The sequence below is a fragment of the Pseudomonas sp. PDNC002 genome (genome assembly GCF_016919445.1).
Taxonomy (GTDB): domain Bacteria; phylum Pseudomonadota; class Gammaproteobacteria; order Pseudomonadales; family Pseudomonadaceae; genus Pseudomonas.
On sequence record NZ_CP070356.1, the window covers coordinates 1,257,375 to 1,274,545 of the forward strand.

Genomic DNA, 17,171 nt, shown 5'->3' on the forward strand with positions numbered 1-17,171 from the left:
TGGAGATGAGTAAGGTGCATGCCGGCGGCTGCCATTGCGGACAGCTGCGCTACGAGTGCGATGCCGAGCTGACGGACGTCGCCCATTGCCATTGCTCGATCTGCCGGCGCACCACTGGCGGCATCGTCACCACCTGGGTCACTGTGCCGCTGAAGAGCTTCCGCTGGACCCACGGCAAACCAGCCGAGTACCCCTCTTCACCGCCGTGCGTGCGCTACTTCTGCCGCAACTGTGGCGCCCAGCTGGCGCTGTTCACGGACCAGGCGCCGGACACGATGGATATCACCACGGCGACGCTGGAGGAGGTCGAAACGGTGCTGCCCAACCGGCATATCTGGGTGAACAGCCGGCTGCCGTGGATTCACCTGGACGAGCAGCTGGAAGAGGAGTGGGAGGAGAAGCTCTAGGGTTCGCGGTTCGGTTTTGTTAGCGAGCAAGCTCGCTCCTACGAAGAGCAACAATGCGCTACCTGTAGGAGCGAGCTTGCTCGCGAACCGGCGATCGGCTGGCTTCAGGGCAACTCCAACCCGCCCGCCGCCTTGTGCAGCTCGCGCAGGTGCGCGCCGATCTGCTTGGTGTTGGCTTCCAGCGCGGCCAGCTCGTCGCGGCGCTCCGGGGTGAGCAGGGCGCGAACTTCACGGTCGAGGTTGTCGCTGAGCTGGCGCAGGCGTTGCTGGCGCTGCTGTGTCTGCTTCTCCAGGGTCGCCGTCTCCGGCGCCTGGGGCAGGCCGTAGCCGCCGTCGAGCAGCTCGGCAGGGCGGCTGAGGAAGCCGCTGTCGTCGAGGATCTGCTGCAGCGTCTTGCCGGCAGCAGCGAGATCGGGCTTGGCCTGCATGCTGTCGCGGTCACTCAGGTACAGGCGCTTGAGCTCATCCTGGGCCAGCAACAGCTGGCGGCGCAGCGAGGCCTGTTCGAGCAGCAGCAGGGCGGCGCTGGAGCGCAGGTCGGCCTTGTCGAACCACTGGCGGCGCTCGACGGCCGGGAGGGCGAGCCAGTCTTCCACCTTGTCCTGCGGGACATTCATGCGCTTTTTCAGCACGTCGAACATGGCTTGGTAGCGGTCGCGGAAGGAGTCGAAGCGATAGCCCAGGCGCAGGGCTTCCTTGGGGTTGTCCAGCACGCTGGCGTCGGCGATGCCCTTGTTCTCCAGCAGGCCAAGCACGCCATAGGGCGTGATGCTATCCATGGTCTGCAGGCTCTGGCGCTGGATGCCGCTGCGCAGCAGCTTGAGCGTCTCCACCGCACAGTTGTTGGAGAGGAAGTAGTAGTTGCCGTCGTAGCTCCAGTGGCTCTGCGCGGAGCGCTCCACCAGGCTGTTGACCTCATCGCGGCTGAGCTTGAGCGGAATCGAGGCGAGGCTGCGTAGCTCGACCTTGGTGTACTCCTCGATCACCTGGGACAGCGGCAGCACGAACAGGCGCGACGGGTAGGCGCCGGTCAGGCCATCCCAGCTGGAGAGCTGCAGGTCGCCGACGAAGGCGCGGTAGGACAGCACCAGGTGCTGGTCCAGGTCCAGGCGGCAGGCCGGGCCGCGCGGGCGGCCGGGGGCGCAGACCACCAGCCGCAGCATGGTGTGGCCCCAGCGGCTGGCGATCTCGGTGTTGGCCTCGGCGATCAGGTAGTCGACCTCGTAGACGCGTTCCGGGTCGAGATAACCCAGGGGCTGGCGGCCGAAGTCGCGGCCGGCATTGAGGTAGGCGTAGCTTGTGGAGCATTCATCGTGCGGACGCTCGCCGAAGCGCGCCGCGTAGTAGCGATAGAGCGCGGGACGGCGGCAGGCGAAGCTGCGGTCGAGGAGGAAGTACTCCATGTTCACCGCGACGTACTCGCGCGGGTTGGTCACTTCGTACTTGTCCGGACTGCGCAGCAGGAAGCGGTTGTGCTGCTCGCGCTCACCGTGCTTGCCGGCGTACTGCGGCCAGCCGGCGAGGTCGAGCAGGCGTGGGTCGTCCGAGAGGGTGAAGCGGCGGCCGGTCTGGCCGCGGCATTCGTCCGGCGCGCCAACGCGGCCGAGGCTCTTGTCGCGCATCGTGCAGCGGTTGATCACCCGGCCTTCGTCGGTTTCCCACAGGCGCGCGCGGTCATAGAGGTGGGTCAGTTCGTGGAGCAGGGTGGCCAGCAGTTCGCGGCGCAGGGTGCCGTGGGTGCGGCCGGTCTGCTCGGTGGCGGCGCTGCCGTCGGTGAGTGGGCCGAGATAGCGGGTGTTCAGGGCGATGGCGCCGGGGCGCAGGGTGCGGCCCATGCCATTGCTGGGCAGGTCGTCGCGCCATTGCACGTCGACCTTGCGGTCCAACTGGGCGACGAAGCTGTCCGGCAAGGTGTGCAGGGCCTCGTCGAGCAGTTGCTGGCTGGCCTGGCGCTGGGCGGCGCTCAGGCCTTTGTCGTCCAGCTCCAGGCGGAGCGAGGCGTGGCTGCTGGCGGCGACAATCAGTGCCAGGGCCGCCAGCCAGCGGCCAGCCCGGAGTCTCACAGAGCGAGGATGGCTTCAGCCAGGACCTGATCCGAGGCTTCGCGCGCCTGCGGTACCTGCTCGCGCAGCACCTTGAACGCGGCTTCCAGCTGGGCGCCACGGATTGCGCCGTCGCTGCCGACGTAGCTGGCGGCATCGTCGCGGGCTTCGCGGACGACCTTCATGTCACGCACGGAGGTGGTGGTGTCCGAGGTGAAGTCGATGCTGCGGGCGAAGGCGTTGGTGGTGATGTTGAACACGCGGACCACCGATTGGGCCTGGGCGGTGGACGCGCAGGCAGCGAGCAGCAGACCGAGGATCAGGGGGCTCTTGGGAAGCGAGCTGAGGCGCATGGATGTCTCCGAAAGGGCAGCGGGAGCTGCTCACGACTTATTTGGCAAGAATAGCTTCGGCCAGTTCCCGATCGTTCGCCGCCAGCCCCGGATGTTCCTGGCGCAACCAGTGCAGTGCAGCCTCCAGGCGGACACCGCGCACCGCGCCGTCGGTGGCGACGAATTGCGCCGCGTCATCACGGGCACCGCGCAGCAGCTTGTTGTCGAAGGGCGCGCTGGTGACCTTGCTGGTGGCGTAGCTGGTCCCCACCGGGAACTGAGTCGTCTGGTCGAATGCCTGGACGGGCAGGGAACAGGCCAGCAGCGGCAGCAGGAAGAGCAGGGTACGCATGGACTCGAACGATCGGAAAAGTACGACCGCCAAGGCTAACGGAATGCGCCGGAGAGAGCCAGCGCAGAGCGCCGGGCGGAGCGCCCGGCGCGGCAGGGTTCGGCCGATCAGATGGTCAGGATGGCCTGGGCCAGTTGCTGATCGTTGACGGCCAGGGTCGGCATCTTGCTGCGGATGTGAGCGAAGGCGGCTTCCAGGTGCGCGCCACGGATCTGGCCCTGGCTGGCGACGAAGGTCGCGGCGTCGTCGCGGGCTTCCAGAACGATCTTGTCGTCCTTGAAGGAGTTGCTGATGCCCGAGGTTGCATCGGAGGTGGCGCCGGTGGCGCGCACCGACAGGTCGGTGGTGTAGACGAAACTGGTGGCGAAGGCACCAGTGGTGCAGCCGATCAGTGCAGCAGCGGCGATCAGGCGAAGGCTGTTCTTCATGGAGTGGCTCCGGATAAGACCTAGCAAATGTGGCCGGGGCGGCCACTCTACCTGTGCTCAGACTAGCCAAGACTGATCGGCGTCACCAGCTATCCGCGCCAGAACGGTTTCGAGATTTCGCGCACACGCTCGCTGGGAGAAATGCCGATGTCGGCCAGTTGCAGCTCGCTGAGTGCTGCCAGGTGGCGGCGGGTCAGGGCATTTCGCCGCCACTCGCTCAGCAGTCGTGGCAGGTGGCCGAGCAGCGAGAGACGGGGCTGGGGTTGTGAAAGCGCGCGTTCCATGGCGATTCTCCTGATGACCGATAGGGACGGTCGATACAGGCTCGCATTCGCGGGCGACGACGCATCAGGCGCAGCGGTGTGAAATTACGGGGGAACAGCGGCGGTAAATGCGGAACTGTACTGCCGCTGTAGCGACTGTCTGTTCCAGAGGGCGGGGAAGGGTAGAGCCGGGAGTATTGCCACGGGCCGCTCCAGATGAGCGGCCTCAGGCAATCTAGCAGTACAGTTTTGGCGATCCTGGAGAGAATGGCCCAGTTGTACTGTTGAATCAGCGCCAGAACGGCTTGTTCAGTTCGGCGTAACGCTGGGCTTCGCTGATGCCGGCGTCGGCCAGCAGGCGGGAGTCCAGGCGAGCCAGCTGACGGCGGCTTTCCATGCGGCGCTGCCACAGGCGAACGGTGCCGACGAGGCCACGATGGGCGCTGGAGGTGCTACGGGTAGTGCTGAGAGCTGCGGAACCGAGGGTACGTTCCATGGTGGTCATCCTTCTCGCTTGTGGCGAGTAGTCAGTTGCTGAATTGATTGAGCATATGATCTGACTATTTGGTCAGGACGGACAGGTACAGTTGCACAGTATTGCAGCTGGTCAGGCGATTGTTATTTTGAACTGTAATGGTCTTTTTCAGGGCGAACTGTACCGTTGCGCTCCATTCTGGTGCGCAATTGGTGGGCGTCTGAGGTATTTCGAGGGTGCCGGCCAGGGTGGCGGCGAGGAGAGCTGAACAGTTGAGGCGGGATAAAAATCTGTTCAGGAGTGTTTTTACGTGGTTTTTTTTCGGCTGTAAACCCTTGCGGGCCATTCATTGCTGAATGACCCGCAAGCGGCTCTGGATCAGCTCGCCGCCAACATGTGGCCGCGTTCGTCCAGATTGATATGCCACTCCAGGGCCTCGCGCAGGATGTGCGGAGTGTGGCCGCCGCGCTCGCAGGCGGCATCGAAGTAACTGTTCAGGGCGTCGCGGTAGGACGGGTGCACACAGTTGTCGATGATCACCCGGGCGCGCTCGCGCGGCGCCAGGCCACGCAGGTCGGCCAGGCCTTCCTCGGTGACCAGGATGTCCACATCGTGCTCGGTGTGGTCGACGTGGCTGACCATTGGTACGACGCTGGAGATGTTGCCGCCCTTGGCGATGGACTTGGTGACGAAGATGGCCAGGTGCGCGTTGCGGGCGAAGTCACCCGAGCCGCCGATGCCATTCATCATCCTGGTGCCGCCCACGTGGGTGGAGTTCACGTTGCCGTAGATATCGAATTCCAGCGCGGTGTTGATGCCGATGATGCCCAGGCGGCGGACCACTTCAGGGTGGTTGGAGATCTCCTGCGGGCGCAGCACCAGCTTGTCCTTGTAGCGCTCCAGGTTGCCGAAGACTTCGGCGTTGCGGCGCGCGGACAGGGTGATGGAACTGCCCGAAGCAAAGCGCAGCTTGCCGGCGTCCATCAGGTCGAAGGTCGAGTCCTGCAGCACTTCGGAGTACATGGTCAGGTTCTCGAATGGCGACTCGATCAGGCCGCACATGACGGCGTTGGCGATGGTGCCGACGCCGGCCTGCAGCGGGCCGAGGCTGTTGCTCATACGGCCGGCGTCCACTTCACGCTTGAAGAAGTCGATCAGGTGGTTGGCGATGGCCTGGGTTTCGCCGTCCGGCGGTAGCACGGTGGACGGGGAGTCCGGCTGGTCGTTGACGACGATGGCGACGATCTTCTCCGCCGGGATCGGGATCGCGGTGCTGCCGATACGGTCGTCGACCTTGGTCAGCGGGATCGGCGTACGAGTAGGACGGTAGGTCGGGATATAGATGTCGTGCAGGCCTTCGAGGTTGGCGTTGTGCGCGACGTTGATCTCGACGATCACCTGCTTGGCGAAGATCGCGAAGCTGGCCGAGTTGCCCACCGAGGTGGTCGGCACGATGTGGCCTTCCTCGGTGATGGCGACGGCTTCGATGACAGCGATGTCCGGCAGCTTGAGCTGGTGGTTGCGCAGCTGTTCGACGGTTTCCGACAGGTGCTGGTCGATAAACATCACCTCGCCGGCGTTGATCGCCTTGCGCAGGGTGCTGTCGACCTGGAAGGGCATGCGGCGGGCCAGCACGCCGGCTTCGGTGAGTTGCTTGTCGAGGTCGTTGCCCAGGCTGGCGCCGGTCATCAGGCTGATGCGCAGCGGCTCCTGCTTGGCGCGCTCGGCGAGGGCCTTGGGCACGGCTTTGGCTTCGCCGGCGCGGGTGAAACCGCTCATGCCGACGGTCATGCCGTCCTTGATAAGGGCCGCGGCCTGGTCGGCAGTCATCACCTTGTCCAACAGGGAGGACATACGCACGCGATCACGGAACATGGGAAAACCTCGGGCAGTAGGAAGTGCGAGGCCGCCAGTCTAGGGACTCGGCGATTTTTGGCTCTTATACCAAGGTCGAAAAATCGCCCGGCCGGTTGCCTTCTTACTACCAAAGTCCATGGGCGCGCGTATTGCCGGAGGGCAATGGGCCCGGCGCACCTGCCCGATGTCGGATGAACGGCTGGCTAGAGAGCCCGGAAGTCCAGGGACGGCGGGAAGCTGCTGGCCTTGAGCGGGTACGGATGGTCCTTGCGTTCGTAGACCGTCACCCAGTGCGCCAGTTGGTAGCGCGGAATGTAGTTGTCACGCAGCCACTGGCTCTGCGAGAGGTGATAGGTGAGCGTCAGAGGATTGCGAGTGACAAATCCATGGATCAGAACCACGTCCGGGTTCTGGTCATAGACGTATTGCAGGGCGTCTTCCAGACCGATGTCGCGATTGCTGTCCGAGCTCAGTCCGACCAGCGGGTCGACGACACGCTTGTAGAGCTGTTTCGCGTGACTATTGGCGGCGTTGAGGTTGAAGTAGTACAGCGATACGGGCGGCGAGGCGAGGCCGAGCAGGTCGACGAAATGTTGCTGCTTGCCGGCCAGGTAGGCGGTCTGGCCCATCTGGTCGTAGACGATGCGCAGACCCTGTGGATAGTTTTCGCGCAGGAAGTGGCCGATGGCCGCCTGGTAGTTCTGATCCAGGCACTGCGCTGCAAGCAAGGGCGAACGCTCCGCCAGCATGCCATCGAGCGGCACCTGGCTCTGCGGATCACGTAACTTGTCGCGGTAGGAGGCCAGCGCGCGTGCGGGGTCCTCTGCTATCAAGCGACCCATCAGCAGCAGTGCGTTTGGGCTGCGTCCGGCAAAGAGCTCTATGCGCGGTACCCAGATGACGGCGACCACTGCAAAGCACGCGTAGGCCGCCACCATGGCTCGGCTGGGACGCCAGGTCAGCTGACTGAGCGCGTGGCCCGCGCAGGCGAACAGCAGGTAGAACTGCGGCAGGGCCAGCGCATAGAAACGGAAATAGGGCTTGAAGTCGAAGTTCGAGCCAGCGAAGAAGATCCCCATCAGGGACAGTGCCACCAGCAGCATGAAGCTTGCCGGCTGGCTCATTCGTTTGAGCAGCAGTAACGCCGGAATCGCCAGGGCGAGCGGATAGAGAATCCGGAGTTCCTTCAGGACGAACCAGATATAGGACCAACTGGCGCCCTCGGCCGTGATCTTGGAGTAGAACGCGCTGACCTGCACCTCGTGGAAGTAGAAGAGCCGGAACGCCAGGTAGCAGCTGTACCCAAGGGCACACGAAATGAGGACGCGCAGGGCGAAGGCCCGTTGGCCGTTGAAGGCGAAGAACAGCAGGAAGACAGGCACGATCAGGAATGCCTCGGGTCGCACGAACAGCAGCAGGACGAAGGGTATCGCCCGCCATCCCCCTATCCTCCCTGGGCGCGAGCAGATCAGAAGGCAGCCGGACAACAGCAAGGTATAGGCGGCCAATTCCAGTCCGCTATTGGCCCACCAGACGAAGGGCGTGCTGCCGGCGATCATCAACGCAGCGGCGCCGCCCCAGGCGGGGCTGGCGAAGTTTCTGCCCGCCAGATAGACCAGGTACACGGTGCCCAGTCCGCACGACAGGCCCAGCAGTTTGATCAACGGGATCGGTGCAGCGCCGAGGTAGATGCCCAGGGCGAGCAGGTACTGCCAGAGCGGCCCGCTTCCCGATTCCACGGGTGTGTCGCCGATGTTGAAGACGTAGCCGAAACCGCCGGCGATGTTCTCAGCCGCTCGGAAGTAGATGTAGCTGTCTTCTTCGATGAAGAAGTAGGCGAGCGCCGTGAGTACGCAATAAAGGAGCAAAGCCAGCGCAACCAGTGCGCGACCCAGGGTGGCTTCTCTCGTGGGCGTTGGTGTGACGGGCATGACGGACATCCGTGTCATCGGGACGGTCGGGGTTCCCGCCGCGACTTTCGCGCGGCGGGTATGGGAAAGAATTGCAGGCTCAGCCGTAGTGGCCGGAAGACGAGGTACCCGCCGTAGGTCAGGGTGCCCAGTACCAGGGTGGGGACTGCGAGTGTACGACGGCCGCTCAGCAGGACGTACAGGACGCCGACGCTGATGAAAGCTTCCCGACGGGCGAATGCCAGTGCGCTGAGCCAGCCGTCCGCATGTGGCCGGGGCACGCAGGCTATTGCCAGGCCCCCCGCCGTCACCGGCGTGGAAAGTGGTCGGGCGACGCGATAGAAGACGAACAGTGTGCCCAGCCCGAACATCAGGCCCATTGCCTTGGCCAGCACCACCACATTGCATCCCAGCGACACTCCCAGCACGAGCAGGTACTGCCAGAGGGGGCCGCTGCCGGATAAGATCGGAGTGTCGCCGATGCTGAAGGCGTAGCCGAAACCGTAAGCAATGTTCTCGGCGACCCGGAAGTAGATGTAGCTGTCTGCCTCGATGAAGAAGCAGCCCAGGGCATGGAAGGTCATGTAGGCCAGGGCGGCGAGCAGGAAGAGGACATTGCCCGGAACATTCTGTCGCAGCGAAGGGCTGGTAGTTGTCATCGTGACTTCTTTGGCTTTCTTGTTGTAGGTCGACGCGCGCGCCCTCACGGCACCGCGTGTCTGGCGCATCCCCTCCCGGAGGCGCCAGCGGCGTTATCTAAACATGTTGGGGGCAATCAGGCCATCATGGAGCCAAAAACAAGGACACCGGCGCGAGGCCGGTGTCTTGTAGGGCGAGGATTGACGTTATTCGACGGCCTTGACCATGTCTTCGATGACTTTCTTGGCGTCGCCGAAGACCATCATGGTCTTGTCCAGGTAGAACAGTTCGTTGTCCAGGCCGGCGTAACCGCTGGCCATCGAGCGCTTGTTGACGATCACGGTCTTGGCTTTGTAGGCCTCGAGGATCGGCATGCCGGCGATCGGCGACTTCGGATCGTTCTTCGCGGCCGGGTTCACCACGTCGTTGGCGCCCAGTACCAGTACCACGTCGGTCTGGCCGAACTCGGAGTTGATGTCTTCCATCTCGAACACCTGCTCGTAAGGCACTTCGGCCTCGGCCAGCAGGACGTTCATGTGGCCCGGCATACGACCGGCAACCGGGTGGATGGCGAACTTCACGTTGACGCCGCGATGGGTCAGCTTCTCGGCCAGTTCCATCAGCGCGTGCTGGGCACGGGCCACCGCCAGGCCGTAGCCGGGGACGATGATCACGCTGTCGGCGTTGGTCAGCAGGAACGAGGCGTCGTCGGCCGAACCGGATTTCACCGGGCGGGCTTCCTTGGCACCGGCCGGGCCGCCAGCGTCCGCTTCGGCGCCGAAGCCGCCGAGGATGACGTTGAAGAACGAGCGGTTCATCGCCTTGCACATGATGTAGGAGAGGATCGCGCCCGAGGAGCCCACCAGCGAGCCGGCGATGATCAGCATCGAGTTGTTCAGCGAGAAGCCGATACCTGCCGCGGCCCAGCCGGAGTAGGAGTTCAGCATCGACACGACTACCGGCATGTCCGCGCCGCCGATCGGGATGATGATCAGCACGCCGAGGATGAAGGCCAGGGCCAGCATCACGACGAAGGCGGTCAGGTTGCCGGTGAACATGAACAGCAGGCCCAGGCCCAGGGTGGTCAGGCCCAGCACCAGGTTGAGCATGTGCTGGCCGGTGAACTGTACCGGGGCGCCCTGGAACAGACGGAACTTGTACTTGCCCGACAGCTTGCCGAAGGCGATCACCGATCCGGAGAAGGTGATGGCACCGATGGCCGCGCCGAGGAACAGCTCCAGGCGGTTACCGGCCGGGATGGTGTCGCCCAGGTTCTGCACGATGCCCAGGGATTGCGGCTCGACCACAGCGGCGATGGCGATGAACACGGCGGCCAGGCCGATCATGCTGTGCATGAAGGCGACCAGTTCCGGCATCTTGGTCATCTCGACGCGCTTGGCCATGATCGAACCAGCGGTGCCGCCGATCAGCAGGCCGACGATCACGTAGACGATGCCGGTGGTGGCGATCTCGGTGCTGATCTTGAACACCAGGGCCACGGTAGTGAGTACCGCGATGCCCATGCCGATCATGCCGAACAGATTACCGCGGCGCGAAGTGGTCGGATGCGACAGGCCTTTGAGGGCCTGGATGAAGCAGACCGAGGCGATGAGGTAGAGGAGGGTGACGAGGTTCATGCTCATGTCAGTGCTTCTCCGCCTTCGGCGCTTTCTTCTTGAACATTTCCAGCATGCGGCGGGTGACCAGGAAGCCACCGAACACATTCACTGCAGCCAGGGCCACGGCCAGGGTGCCCATGGCTTTGCCCAGCGGGGTGACGGTCAGGGCGGCGGCCAGCATGGCGCCGACGATCACGATTGCCGAAATGGCATTGGTCACCGCCATCAGCGGGGTGTGCAGGGCAGGGGTGACGTTCCAGACCACGTGGTAGCCGACGTAGATGGCCAGCACGAAGATGATCAGGTTGTAGATGCCGTGGGAGATCAGCATGTCTTCCATAGTTTCTCACCGGTCTTCAGGGCCGGACGCGGGGTCCGGCGCGTTCTTATATAAGAAGGGCTCAGCCGTTCTTGCGCACGATCTGGCCGTCACGGCACATCAGGCACGCGGCGACGATGTCGTCTTCCATGTTCACCGTGAAGCCTTCGGCGGTCAGGGTGAGCTTGAGGAAGTCGAGCAGGTTGCGTGCGTAGAGTGCGGAGGCATCTGCCGGTACCAGCGCGGCCAGGTTGCTCAGGCCGACGATGGTCACGCCATTCTTGACCACCACCTGGTCGGCTTCGGTCAGCGGGCAGTTGCCGCCTTGCGATGCCGCGAGGTCGATGACCACCGAGCCTGGCTTCATTTCCGCGACGGTCGCTTCGTGCAGCAGGGTCGGTGCCTTGCGGCCCGGAATCAGCGCGGTGGTGATGACGATGTCCGACTGCTTGGCGCGTTCGTGCACGGCCTTGGCCTGGCGTTCCATCCACGAGGCCGGCATCGGGCGGGCGTAACCGCCGACGCCTTCGGCGCACTCGCGCTCTTCATCGGTCTCGTAGGGCACGTCGACGAACTTGGCGCCCAGGGACTCGATCTGCTCCTTCACCGCCGGACGAACGTCCGAGGCCTCGATCACCGCACCCAGGCGCTTGGCCGTGGCGATGGCCTGCAGGCCGGCAACGCCGGCGCCGAGGATCAGCACGCGGGCAGCCTTAACGGTGCCGGCGGCGGTCATCAGCATGGGCATGAAGCGCGGATAGTGGTGGGCGGCGAGCAACACGGCCTTGTAGCCGGCGATGTTGGCCTGGGAGGAGAGCACGTCCAGGCTCTGCGCGCGGGAAGTACGCGGCGCGGCTTCCAGGGCGAAGGCGGTGATACCGCGTTCGGCCATGCGGGCGATGTTCTCGTTGTTGAACGGATTGAGCATGCCGAGCAGCACGGCGCCGGATTTCATCTGCGCCAGCTCGCTTTCGCTGGGCGCGACAACCTTCAGCACCAGTTCCGCGCCGAGCGCATCGGCGGCAGTGCCGATCTTCGCGCCAACGGCTTCGTAGGCGGCATCCGGCTGGCTGGCGCTAACGCCCGCACCACTCTGGATGACCACCTGATGGCCTTGCCCGATCAGTTTCTTGACCGTCTCCGGCGTTGCTGCGACCCGCGTCTCACCGGCTTGGGTCTCGAGGGGTACACCGATCTGCACTCGCAAATCTCCTGCGTGATCCTGGGATTGTCCGGGCTACTACGTTGGCGACCCGGGTTTTGAACTGGCAACGGTCTATTTTTTTGTTCTAGGAGCTGATTCTCTGTCCGGGCTGTGACCCGGTGGCCGCGGCATTGTGCAATCGAACCTGGAGGGCATCAAGAAGTTCTGGAGTGGTACGAAGCGATAACTACAAGTCACGTTCGGACCCGTGGTTTTCCGGTCGCCACCGAGGCCGCGTGGACCCTGGCGTTTAGCCTAATTGCCTATTGTGACCGGACGGAAATGTCATCCTCGCCGTGAATGACCACCCATCAGAGGCTCCCCATGCCCACCGAAAGGCCCGGTAATCCTGCAACAGGCTCAGGCATAGGTGTTAATTAATGTTTCTAATATGGAGTATGAGTCATTCCTGATGCCTGACTTTCTGTAGCAGATTTTTTACATTGACTACGGGGTCAGGAAAATCATCCGGAAGCTTCAAGACCGCGTATTACACCGTGCCAGAGCCATGAGATGAGGTTTAGCAGAAAGTTCGTGTTTGTCCGGTTCAGGGACGAATGACGCAGAAAAAACAACGGCCACCTCAATCGGGTGGCCGTCCGGGGTGAGACACGGTGTCGCGGGGATCAGTTGCCGGCGCTGATCACGCTGGGTAGTTGGGCCGCGAGCTTGTCGTTGTGCAGCGGCGCGCGGATGAAGCCGTGTTGGGTGCCGTCCGGGCCGATCAGCACCAGGTTGCCGCTGTGGTCGACGGTGTAGTTGGGCTTGCTGGTGTCCGCCGGGATGTAGGGAATGCTCATGGCGTTGGCCAGCTTCTGCACGTTCTCTTCCGAGCCGGTGATGCCCTTGAAGCCGGCATTGAAGAAGCCGAGGTACTCCTTGATGCGCGGCGCGGTATCGCGATGCGGGTCGACGCTGACGAACACCACCTGCAGGTTCTTCGCCACTTCTGGCGGCAGCTTGGTCTGCAGCTCGCGCAGTTGCGCCAGGGTGGTGGGGCAGACGTCCGGGCAGAAGGTGTAGCCGAAGAACAGCAGGGACCACTTGTCCTTCAGGCTGGCGGTCTGGAACGGCTGGCTGTCCTGGTCGGTGAAGGTCAGGTCGGGGACGCTGCGGGTCTGCGGCAGAATCACGATGCCGGCGTCGAGCAACACGGTCGGATCGAGCTGGTGGCGCTGGTTGAGCACCTTCTGGACAGTGAGGCCGAGGATCACGGCGACGATGGCGACGAGGATGAAGACGGTCTTGTTGACTCGGGTCATGGGGTACTCGTGGGTCGGGACGTCTGGAATGAAGCAGAGAGGTTCGCGAGCAAGCTCGCTCCTACAGAAAAGCACCTTGCAGGAGCGAGGGGGCGCCTGGTTATTGCTCGCGAACCCTCAGTAGTTCAGGTGCAGCGGCAGGTAATGGTCCACCAGCAGCGCGATGAACAGCAGGAACAGGTAGGCGATAGAGTACTTGAAGGTCTTGATCGCCGCATGGGGTCGGCTGCCGCAGTAGAGCGCCCAGGCCCAGTCGAGGAAGCGCGCGCCCAGGGCCAGCGCGGCGAACAGGTAGACCAGCCCGGCCATGTGGATGGCGAAGGGCATCAGCGTCACGGCGAACAGCACCAGGGTGTAGAGCAGGATGTGCAGCTTGGTGTAGTGCTCGCCATGGGTCACCGGCAGCATCGGGATGTCGGCCTTGGCGTACTCGTCCTTGCGGTGCAGGCACAGCGCCCAGAAGTGCGGCGGTGTCCAGGCGAAGATGATCAGCACCAGCAGCAGCGGTTCGGCCGAGACCTGCCCGGTTACCGCGACCCAGCCCAGCAGCGGCGGGGCGGCGCCGGCGAGGCCGCCGATGACGATGTTCTGCGGCGTGGCGCGCTTGAGAAAGCCGGTGTAGAGCGCCGCGTAGCCCAGCAGTGAGGCGAGCGTCAGCCAGGCGGTCAGGGCGTTGGTGAACACCAGCAACACCGCCATCCCGGCCACCGACAGCAGCATGGCGAAGCCCAGAGCGATGGGCGGCGAGACTCGGCCTTCGGCCAGCGGGCGCTTGTGGGTGCGCGCCATGATCGAGTCGATGCGCCGGTCCACCACGTGGTTCACCGCCGCCGCGCCGCCGGCGCACAGGCCGATGCCGAGGTTGCCGAATACCAGTACCTGCCAGGGCACGCCGGCCTTGGTGGCGAGCAGCATGCCGATCAGCGAGGTGATCAGCATGAGCAGCACGACCTTGGGTTTGGTCAGTTCGAGCAGGTCGCGCCAGCTGGCTTGGCTGGAAGTGCTGATGACGCTGGCCATGGGTATTTCTCCATCGGGTGAATGGGGACCGGCGCGCCTCGGCGCCGGCCGGCCGTCGTACTCAAGCGTGCAAAGTCATCCCTGCGAGGGATAGGCCACCGGACGATCCAGGGCGTCCAGGGCGATCGGGTTGCTGGCGGGCAGCTCAACGTGCTTGGTCGCGGGGGCACGTACCCGGTAGTTCACCAGCACCAGCATCAGCAGCAGGAAGGCGCCGCCGCCGTTATGCGCGACTGCCACCGGCAGTGGCAGGTGCAGCAGCACATTGCTGATACCCAGGCCGATCTGGAAGGACAGGCCCAGCAGCATCAGCGCGGTGATGCCGATCAGGCCGTGGCGCTGGAGGTTCCAGGCCAGCAGCAGGATCACCGCGGTCACGCACAGCGCGCCCATGCGGTGGGTCATGTGGATGGCCGTGCGGGCGTCGCTGTCGAGTTGGCCGCCCAGGTAGTTGGGGCCGATGTGCTGGGTGAGGTGGAAGCCGTTGGCGAAGTCCATGTTCGGCCACCACTCGCCGTGGCACATCGGCAGGTCGATGCAGGCCACCGCGGCGTAGTTGCTGCTGACCCAGCCACCGAGGGCGATCTGCCCGATCACCATCAGCAGTGCGATAGCGGCCAGTGCGCGCAGCTTCGACGGCAACTGCAGCGGGGCGAAGGCGCCGGAAAGGCGCAGGCTGAGCAGGAACAGCAGCGACAGCGTGGTGAAACCGCCCAGCAGGTGCGCGGTGACGACTTGCGGCCAGAGCTTGAGGGTGACCGTCCACATGCCGAATGCGGCCTGGGCGATCACCACGGCGAGCAGTAGCAGTGGCAAACGCACCGGTTGGCCGTCGCGGCCACGACGCACCAGTGCGTGCACTGCCAGCCCGAGGATCAGCAGGCCGAGGCTGCCGGCGAAATAACGGTGGATCATCTCGTTCCAGCCTTTCTGCGCTTCCACTGGCGAGTCGGGGAAATGCATTTCGGCGTGGGCCAGTTGTGCTTCGTTCAGCGGCACGTGGACGAAGCCATAGCAGCCGGGCCAGTCCGGACAGCCGAGGCCGGCGTGGGTCAGGCGGGTGTAGGCGCCCAGCAGGATGACCACGAAGGCCAGCGCCGTGGCCAGCACGGCGAGGTAGAAGGCGGGTTTGCGTCTTGCCTGGATCATGCGTCGCTCCCGATCTTGTTGTTGTCTGGGGCTGGCGAGCTCTTAGAACCTGTTTACGATCTGCTGCGCGTCGGCATAACTGCGTTAAAAGCGGGCTAAAAAATGCTCATTTACGCCGCGTAAACTCCGCTTTTTTAGCCCGCTTTTGCCTTGTTCTGCTCTAGCTCGCGAGATCGTAAACAGGTTCTTAACCGATGTTGGACAGCTTCAGCAGCAGCTGCAGGTCCTTGAGGATCGACTTGCCGTTGGCCTTGGCGTCGTAGCGCAGCACCAGGTTGCCGTGGGGGTCGACGATCCACAGCTGCGGCTGGGCGCCGGTGTGCTGGTTGGGCGTCAGGCCCAGGCGCTGCAGGCGCGGATAGTCCTTGTCGAGCAGGCCGGTGAACTCGGCGGGCAGCGGCTTGGCGAAGGCGAGGGCGTGTTCGGCGCGGCTGGCTTCGCGGCCCAGGCCGATATTGATCTGACGGGCCAGGTAGACCAGTTGCTGGCAGTCGGCGGTGCAGGTTTCCGGTGCGGTGACCAACAGTTGCCAATGCTCGCTCGACTTGTCCGCCTGTACGCCGAGGTCCGCGGGGGTCTGCCCGGTGGCGATCAGGTCACCGCTGTAACTGCGGCCTTCCGGCACCCAGAATTGCAGTTTGTACATAGCGGTGGCGAGCAGCATCGGCCCCAGCACCATGCCGAGGATCAGCAGCAGTTGCACGCGCCCACGGCGGCGGGCGGTGGAGTCAGACAGAGTCATGGCGGTCATGGTCGAAGGTCTCCCGTGCGCGACGGATGCCGAGGTAGAGGTAGAGGCCGGAGAGCGCGATGGCCAGGGCGAACCACTGCACGGCGTAGCCGACGTGGCGCTCCGGGGGCATGGCGACGATCGGCCAGTCGGTGTCGAATGCGGCGTCGCCTGGTTCCAGGCGGATTTCCATTGCTTGCCCTTCGCGGCCGAGCTGGTCCCAGAGGAAGGGCGCGTCGACCTGGGTGATCAGGCGCGGCCAGCCGGCGACCGGCGCGATCGGGGCTGCGGGCGGCGGGACGTAGGTCCAGGCATCCAGCAGCAGGTCATGAGTGGGCGTGTCGATCTTCGGTGGCACGCGGCGGTCTGGCCACGGCACCCAGCCACGGTTGACCAGCAGCCATTGGTGACCGACGCGATCGAAGAAGGGTTGCAGAACCTCGACGCCGGCCTGACCGTTGCGGGTGCGGTTGTCGAGCAGGGCGGTATGTTCGGCGTCGAGCTGGCCCTGCAGGCGCACGCGGACGTAGCTGCGCGGCGGCTGGCGTTCGAGTTCGGCGATGCTGATCGGGTCCTGCTGGCGCTGCACTTCGGCGGCGACGAGGAGGGTGCGCTTTTCGGCGGCGCGGGAGAGTTGCCAGAAACCCAGGCCGATCAGCACCGGCAGCAGCGCGAGGACCACCAGGGTTGGCGCGATGCCGGGCCGGAAGGCGCGCGTGGCGCGGCCTTGACGGTGCTCAGTAGCGTGGTGGCTATACTGCAAGACATCCCCCTCAACCCCAGTCCCCTGCGGACAGGAGGCCGGTAGTGCTCAAAGCTGCGATCGTTCTGTTGTTGCTGGCGACCGTCGTCAGTCTGTTCAGTGGCCTGTTCTTCCTGGTCAAGGACGAGGGCCACGGTTCACGGGTGGTCAATGCGCTGACCGTGCGTGTCACCCTCACCGCCCTGACTCTCGCTCTCATCGCCTGGGGCTTCTTCAGCGGCCAACTCGGCAGCTCCGCACCCTGGCATTTCTGATCCCGCATTGCTCTGGGCAGGAGCAATCGTCTCCTTCTGAAACCGCCGTGCCTGTGTTTCCCCCTCACCCCAGCCCTCTCCCTCAGGGAGAGGGGGCAGCCCGTTCCGATTGACGCTACGTTTTCACCCTGCGCCAAACTGTCCCC

At 64.3% G+C, this 17,171-nt stretch carries 19 protein-coding genes; 2 read left to right on the forward strand and 17 right to left on the reverse strand.

Annotated features, from left to right (window positions below; genetic code table 11):
* Positions 1-5: 5 nt before the first annotated feature.
* Entirely contained in the window at positions 6-407 is a 402-nt protein-coding gene (locus tag JVX91_RS05775; protein WP_205338403.1) for a GFA family protein, read from the forward strand.
* Positions 408-511: 104 nt separating this feature from the next.
* Here JVX91_RS05775 and JVX91_RS05780 read toward each other — a convergent pair whose 3' ends face one another.
* The 17 genes from JVX91_RS05780 to JVX91_RS05860 all read right to left on the reverse strand — a co-directional run bounded on the left by JVX91_RS05780 (position 512) and on the right by JVX91_RS05860 (position 16,771).
* Positions 512-2,470, reverse strand: coding sequence for a DUF4105 domain-containing protein (locus JVX91_RS05780; protein ID WP_205338404.1), 1,959 nt, complete (start codon positions 2,468-2,470; stop codon positions 512-514).
* Positions 2,467-2,802: a DUF2388 domain-containing protein gene (locus JVX91_RS05785; RefSeq protein ID WP_205338405.1), complete on the reverse strand. Its 336-nt coding sequence runs from the start codon at positions 2,800-2,802 to the stop codon at positions 2,467-2,469. Before JVX91_RS05785 ends, JVX91_RS05780 begins: the two co-directional genes overlap by 4 nt.
* A gap of 37 nt (positions 2,803-2,839) precedes the next feature.
* Positions 2,840-3,133: a DUF2388 domain-containing protein gene (locus JVX91_RS05790; protein WP_205338406.1), complete on the reverse strand. Its 294-nt coding sequence runs from the start codon at positions 3,131-3,133 to the stop codon at positions 2,840-2,842.
* Between the two features lie 107 nt (positions 3,134-3,240).
* Positions 3,241-3,561, reverse strand: coding sequence for a DUF2388 domain-containing protein (locus JVX91_RS05795; RefSeq protein ID WP_205338407.1), 321 nt, complete (start codon positions 3,559-3,561; stop codon positions 3,241-3,243).
* 89 nt (positions 3,562-3,650) lie between these two features.
* Entirely contained in the window at positions 3,651-3,845 is a 195-nt protein-coding gene (locus JVX91_RS05800; RefSeq protein WP_205338408.1) for a DUF1127 domain-containing protein, read from the reverse strand.
* A 268-nt stretch (positions 3,846-4,113) separates the two neighbouring features.
* Positions 4,114-4,320, reverse strand: a complete 207-nt coding sequence (locus JVX91_RS05805; protein WP_015474893.1) for a DUF1127 domain-containing protein — start codon at positions 4,318-4,320, stop codon at positions 4,114-4,116.
* A gap of 357 nt (positions 4,321-4,677) precedes the next feature.
* Complete coding sequence (locus JVX91_RS05810; RefSeq protein ID WP_205338409.1) at positions 4,678-6,174, reverse strand: acetyl-CoA hydrolase/transferase family protein; 1,497 nt, start codon at positions 6,172-6,174, stop codon at positions 4,678-4,680.
* A gap of 185 nt (positions 6,175-6,359) precedes the next feature.
* Positions 6,360-8,087 (reverse strand): hypothetical protein, encoded by a 1,728-nt coding sequence (locus tag JVX91_RS05815; RefSeq protein WP_205338410.1) that lies wholly within the window; start codon positions 8,085-8,087, stop codon positions 6,360-6,362.
* Between the two features lie 14 nt (positions 8,088-8,101).
* The gene (locus JVX91_RS05820) at positions 8,102-8,794 is read right to left on the reverse strand and encodes a hypothetical protein (RefSeq protein ID WP_205338411.1); all 693 of its coding nucleotides are present in this window, start codon (positions 8,792-8,794) and stop codon (positions 8,102-8,104) included.
* Between the two features lie 117 nt (positions 8,795-8,911).
* A complete protein-coding gene (locus JVX91_RS05825) occupies positions 8,912-10,348 on the reverse strand; it encodes an NAD(P)(+) transhydrogenase (Re/Si-specific) subunit beta (RefSeq protein WP_205338412.1) in 1,437 nt (478 codons plus the stop codon).
* 1 nt (position 10,349) lies between these two features.
* On the reverse strand, positions 10,350-10,664 hold the full coding sequence (locus tag JVX91_RS05830; RefSeq protein WP_015474896.1) for an NAD(P) transhydrogenase subunit alpha: 315 nt from the start codon (positions 10,662-10,664) through the stop codon (positions 10,350-10,352).
* A gap of 61 nt (positions 10,665-10,725) precedes the next feature.
* Positions 10,726-11,844, reverse strand: a complete 1,119-nt coding sequence (locus JVX91_RS05835; protein WP_054907497.1) for a Re/Si-specific NAD(P)(+) transhydrogenase subunit alpha — start codon at positions 11,842-11,844, stop codon at positions 10,726-10,728.
* A 629-nt stretch (positions 11,845-12,473) separates the two neighbouring features.
* The gene (locus JVX91_RS05840) at positions 12,474-13,109 is read right to left on the reverse strand and encodes an SCO family protein (protein ID WP_205338413.1); all 636 of its coding nucleotides are present in this window, start codon (positions 13,107-13,109) and stop codon (positions 12,474-12,476) included.
* Positions 13,110-13,226: 117 nt separating this feature from the next.
* A complete protein-coding gene (cyoE, locus tag JVX91_RS05845) occupies positions 13,227-14,129 on the reverse strand; it encodes a heme o synthase (protein WP_054907495.1) in 903 nt (300 codons plus the stop codon).
* Positions 14,130-14,204: 75 nt separating this feature from the next.
* Positions 14,205-15,278: a COX15/CtaA family protein gene (locus tag JVX91_RS05850; protein ID WP_205338414.1), complete on the reverse strand. Its 1,074-nt coding sequence runs from the start codon at positions 15,276-15,278 to the stop codon at positions 14,205-14,207.
* Positions 15,279-15,465: 187 nt separating this feature from the next.
* Positions 15,466-16,029, reverse strand: a complete 564-nt coding sequence (locus tag JVX91_RS05855; RefSeq protein ID WP_205338415.1) for a hypothetical protein — start codon at positions 16,027-16,029, stop codon at positions 15,466-15,468.
* Complete coding sequence (locus JVX91_RS05860; RefSeq protein ID WP_205338416.1) at positions 16,007-16,771, reverse strand: SURF1 family protein; 765 nt, start codon at positions 16,769-16,771, stop codon at positions 16,007-16,009. Before JVX91_RS05860 ends, JVX91_RS05855 begins: the two co-directional genes overlap by 23 nt.
* 44 nt (positions 16,772-16,815) lie before the next feature.
* Between JVX91_RS05860 and JVX91_RS05865 the strand changes: the two genes are divergently transcribed.
* Positions 16,816-17,025, forward strand: a complete 210-nt coding sequence (locus JVX91_RS05865; RefSeq protein WP_037011706.1) for a twin transmembrane helix small protein — start codon at positions 16,816-16,818, stop codon at positions 17,023-17,025.
* Positions 17,026-17,171: the final 146 nt, after the last annotated feature.

Bases quoted from the DNA above. Each gene is read 5' to 3' on its own strand.
- JVX91_RS05810 (WP_205338409.1), bottom strand. From the start codon at position 6,174: ATGTTCCGTGATCGCGTGCGTATGTCCTCCCTGTTGGACAAGGTGATG.
- JVX91_RS05825 (WP_205338412.1), bottom strand. From the start codon at position 10,348: ATGAGCATGAACCTCGTCACCCTCCTCTACCTCATCGCCTCGGTCTGC.
- JVX91_RS05800 (WP_205338408.1), bottom strand. From the start codon at position 3,845: ATGGAACGCGCGCTTTCACAACCCCAGCCCCGTCTCTCGCTGCTCGGC.
- JVX91_RS05830 (WP_015474896.1), bottom strand. From the start codon at position 10,664: ATGGAAGACATGCTGATCTCCCACGGCATCTACAACCTGATCATCTTC.
- JVX91_RS05850 (WP_205338414.1), bottom strand. From the start codon at position 15,278: ATGATCCAGGCAAGACGCAAACCCGCCTTCTACCTCGCCGTGCTGGCC.
- JVX91_RS05820 (WP_205338411.1), bottom strand. From the start codon at position 8,794: ATGCGCCAGACACGCGGTGCCGTGAGGGCGCGCGCGTCGACCTACAAC.
- JVX91_RS05775 (WP_205338403.1), top strand. From the start codon at position 6: ATGAGTAAGGTGCATGCCGGCGGCTGCCATTGCGGACAGCTGCGCTAC.
- JVX91_RS05855 (WP_205338415.1), bottom strand. From the start codon at position 16,029: ATGACCGCCATGACTCTGTCTGACTCCACCGCCCGCCGCCGTGGGCGC.
- JVX91_RS05815 (WP_205338410.1), bottom strand. From the start codon at position 8,087: ATGCCCGTCACACCAACGCCCACGAGAGAAGCCACCCTGGGTCGCGCA.
- JVX91_RS05840 (WP_205338413.1), bottom strand. From the start codon at position 13,109: ATGACCCGAGTCAACAAGACCGTCTTCATCCTCGTCGCCATCGTCGCC.
- JVX91_RS05795 (WP_205338407.1), bottom strand. From the start codon at position 3,561: ATGAAGAACAGCCTTCGCCTGATCGCCGCTGCTGCACTGATCGGCTGC.
- cyoE (WP_054907495.1), bottom strand. From the start codon at position 14,129: ATGGCCAGCGTCATCAGCACTTCCAGCCAAGCCAGCTGGCGCGACCTG.
- JVX91_RS05785 (WP_205338405.1), bottom strand. From the start codon at position 2,802: ATGCGCCTCAGCTCGCTTCCCAAGAGCCCCCTGATCCTCGGTCTGCTG.
- JVX91_RS05805 (WP_015474893.1), bottom strand. From the start codon at position 4,320: ATGGAACGTACCCTCGGTTCCGCAGCTCTCAGCACTACCCGTAGCACC.
- JVX91_RS05790 (WP_205338406.1), bottom strand. From the start codon at position 3,133: ATGCGTACCCTGCTCTTCCTGCTGCCGCTGCTGGCCTGTTCCCTGCCC.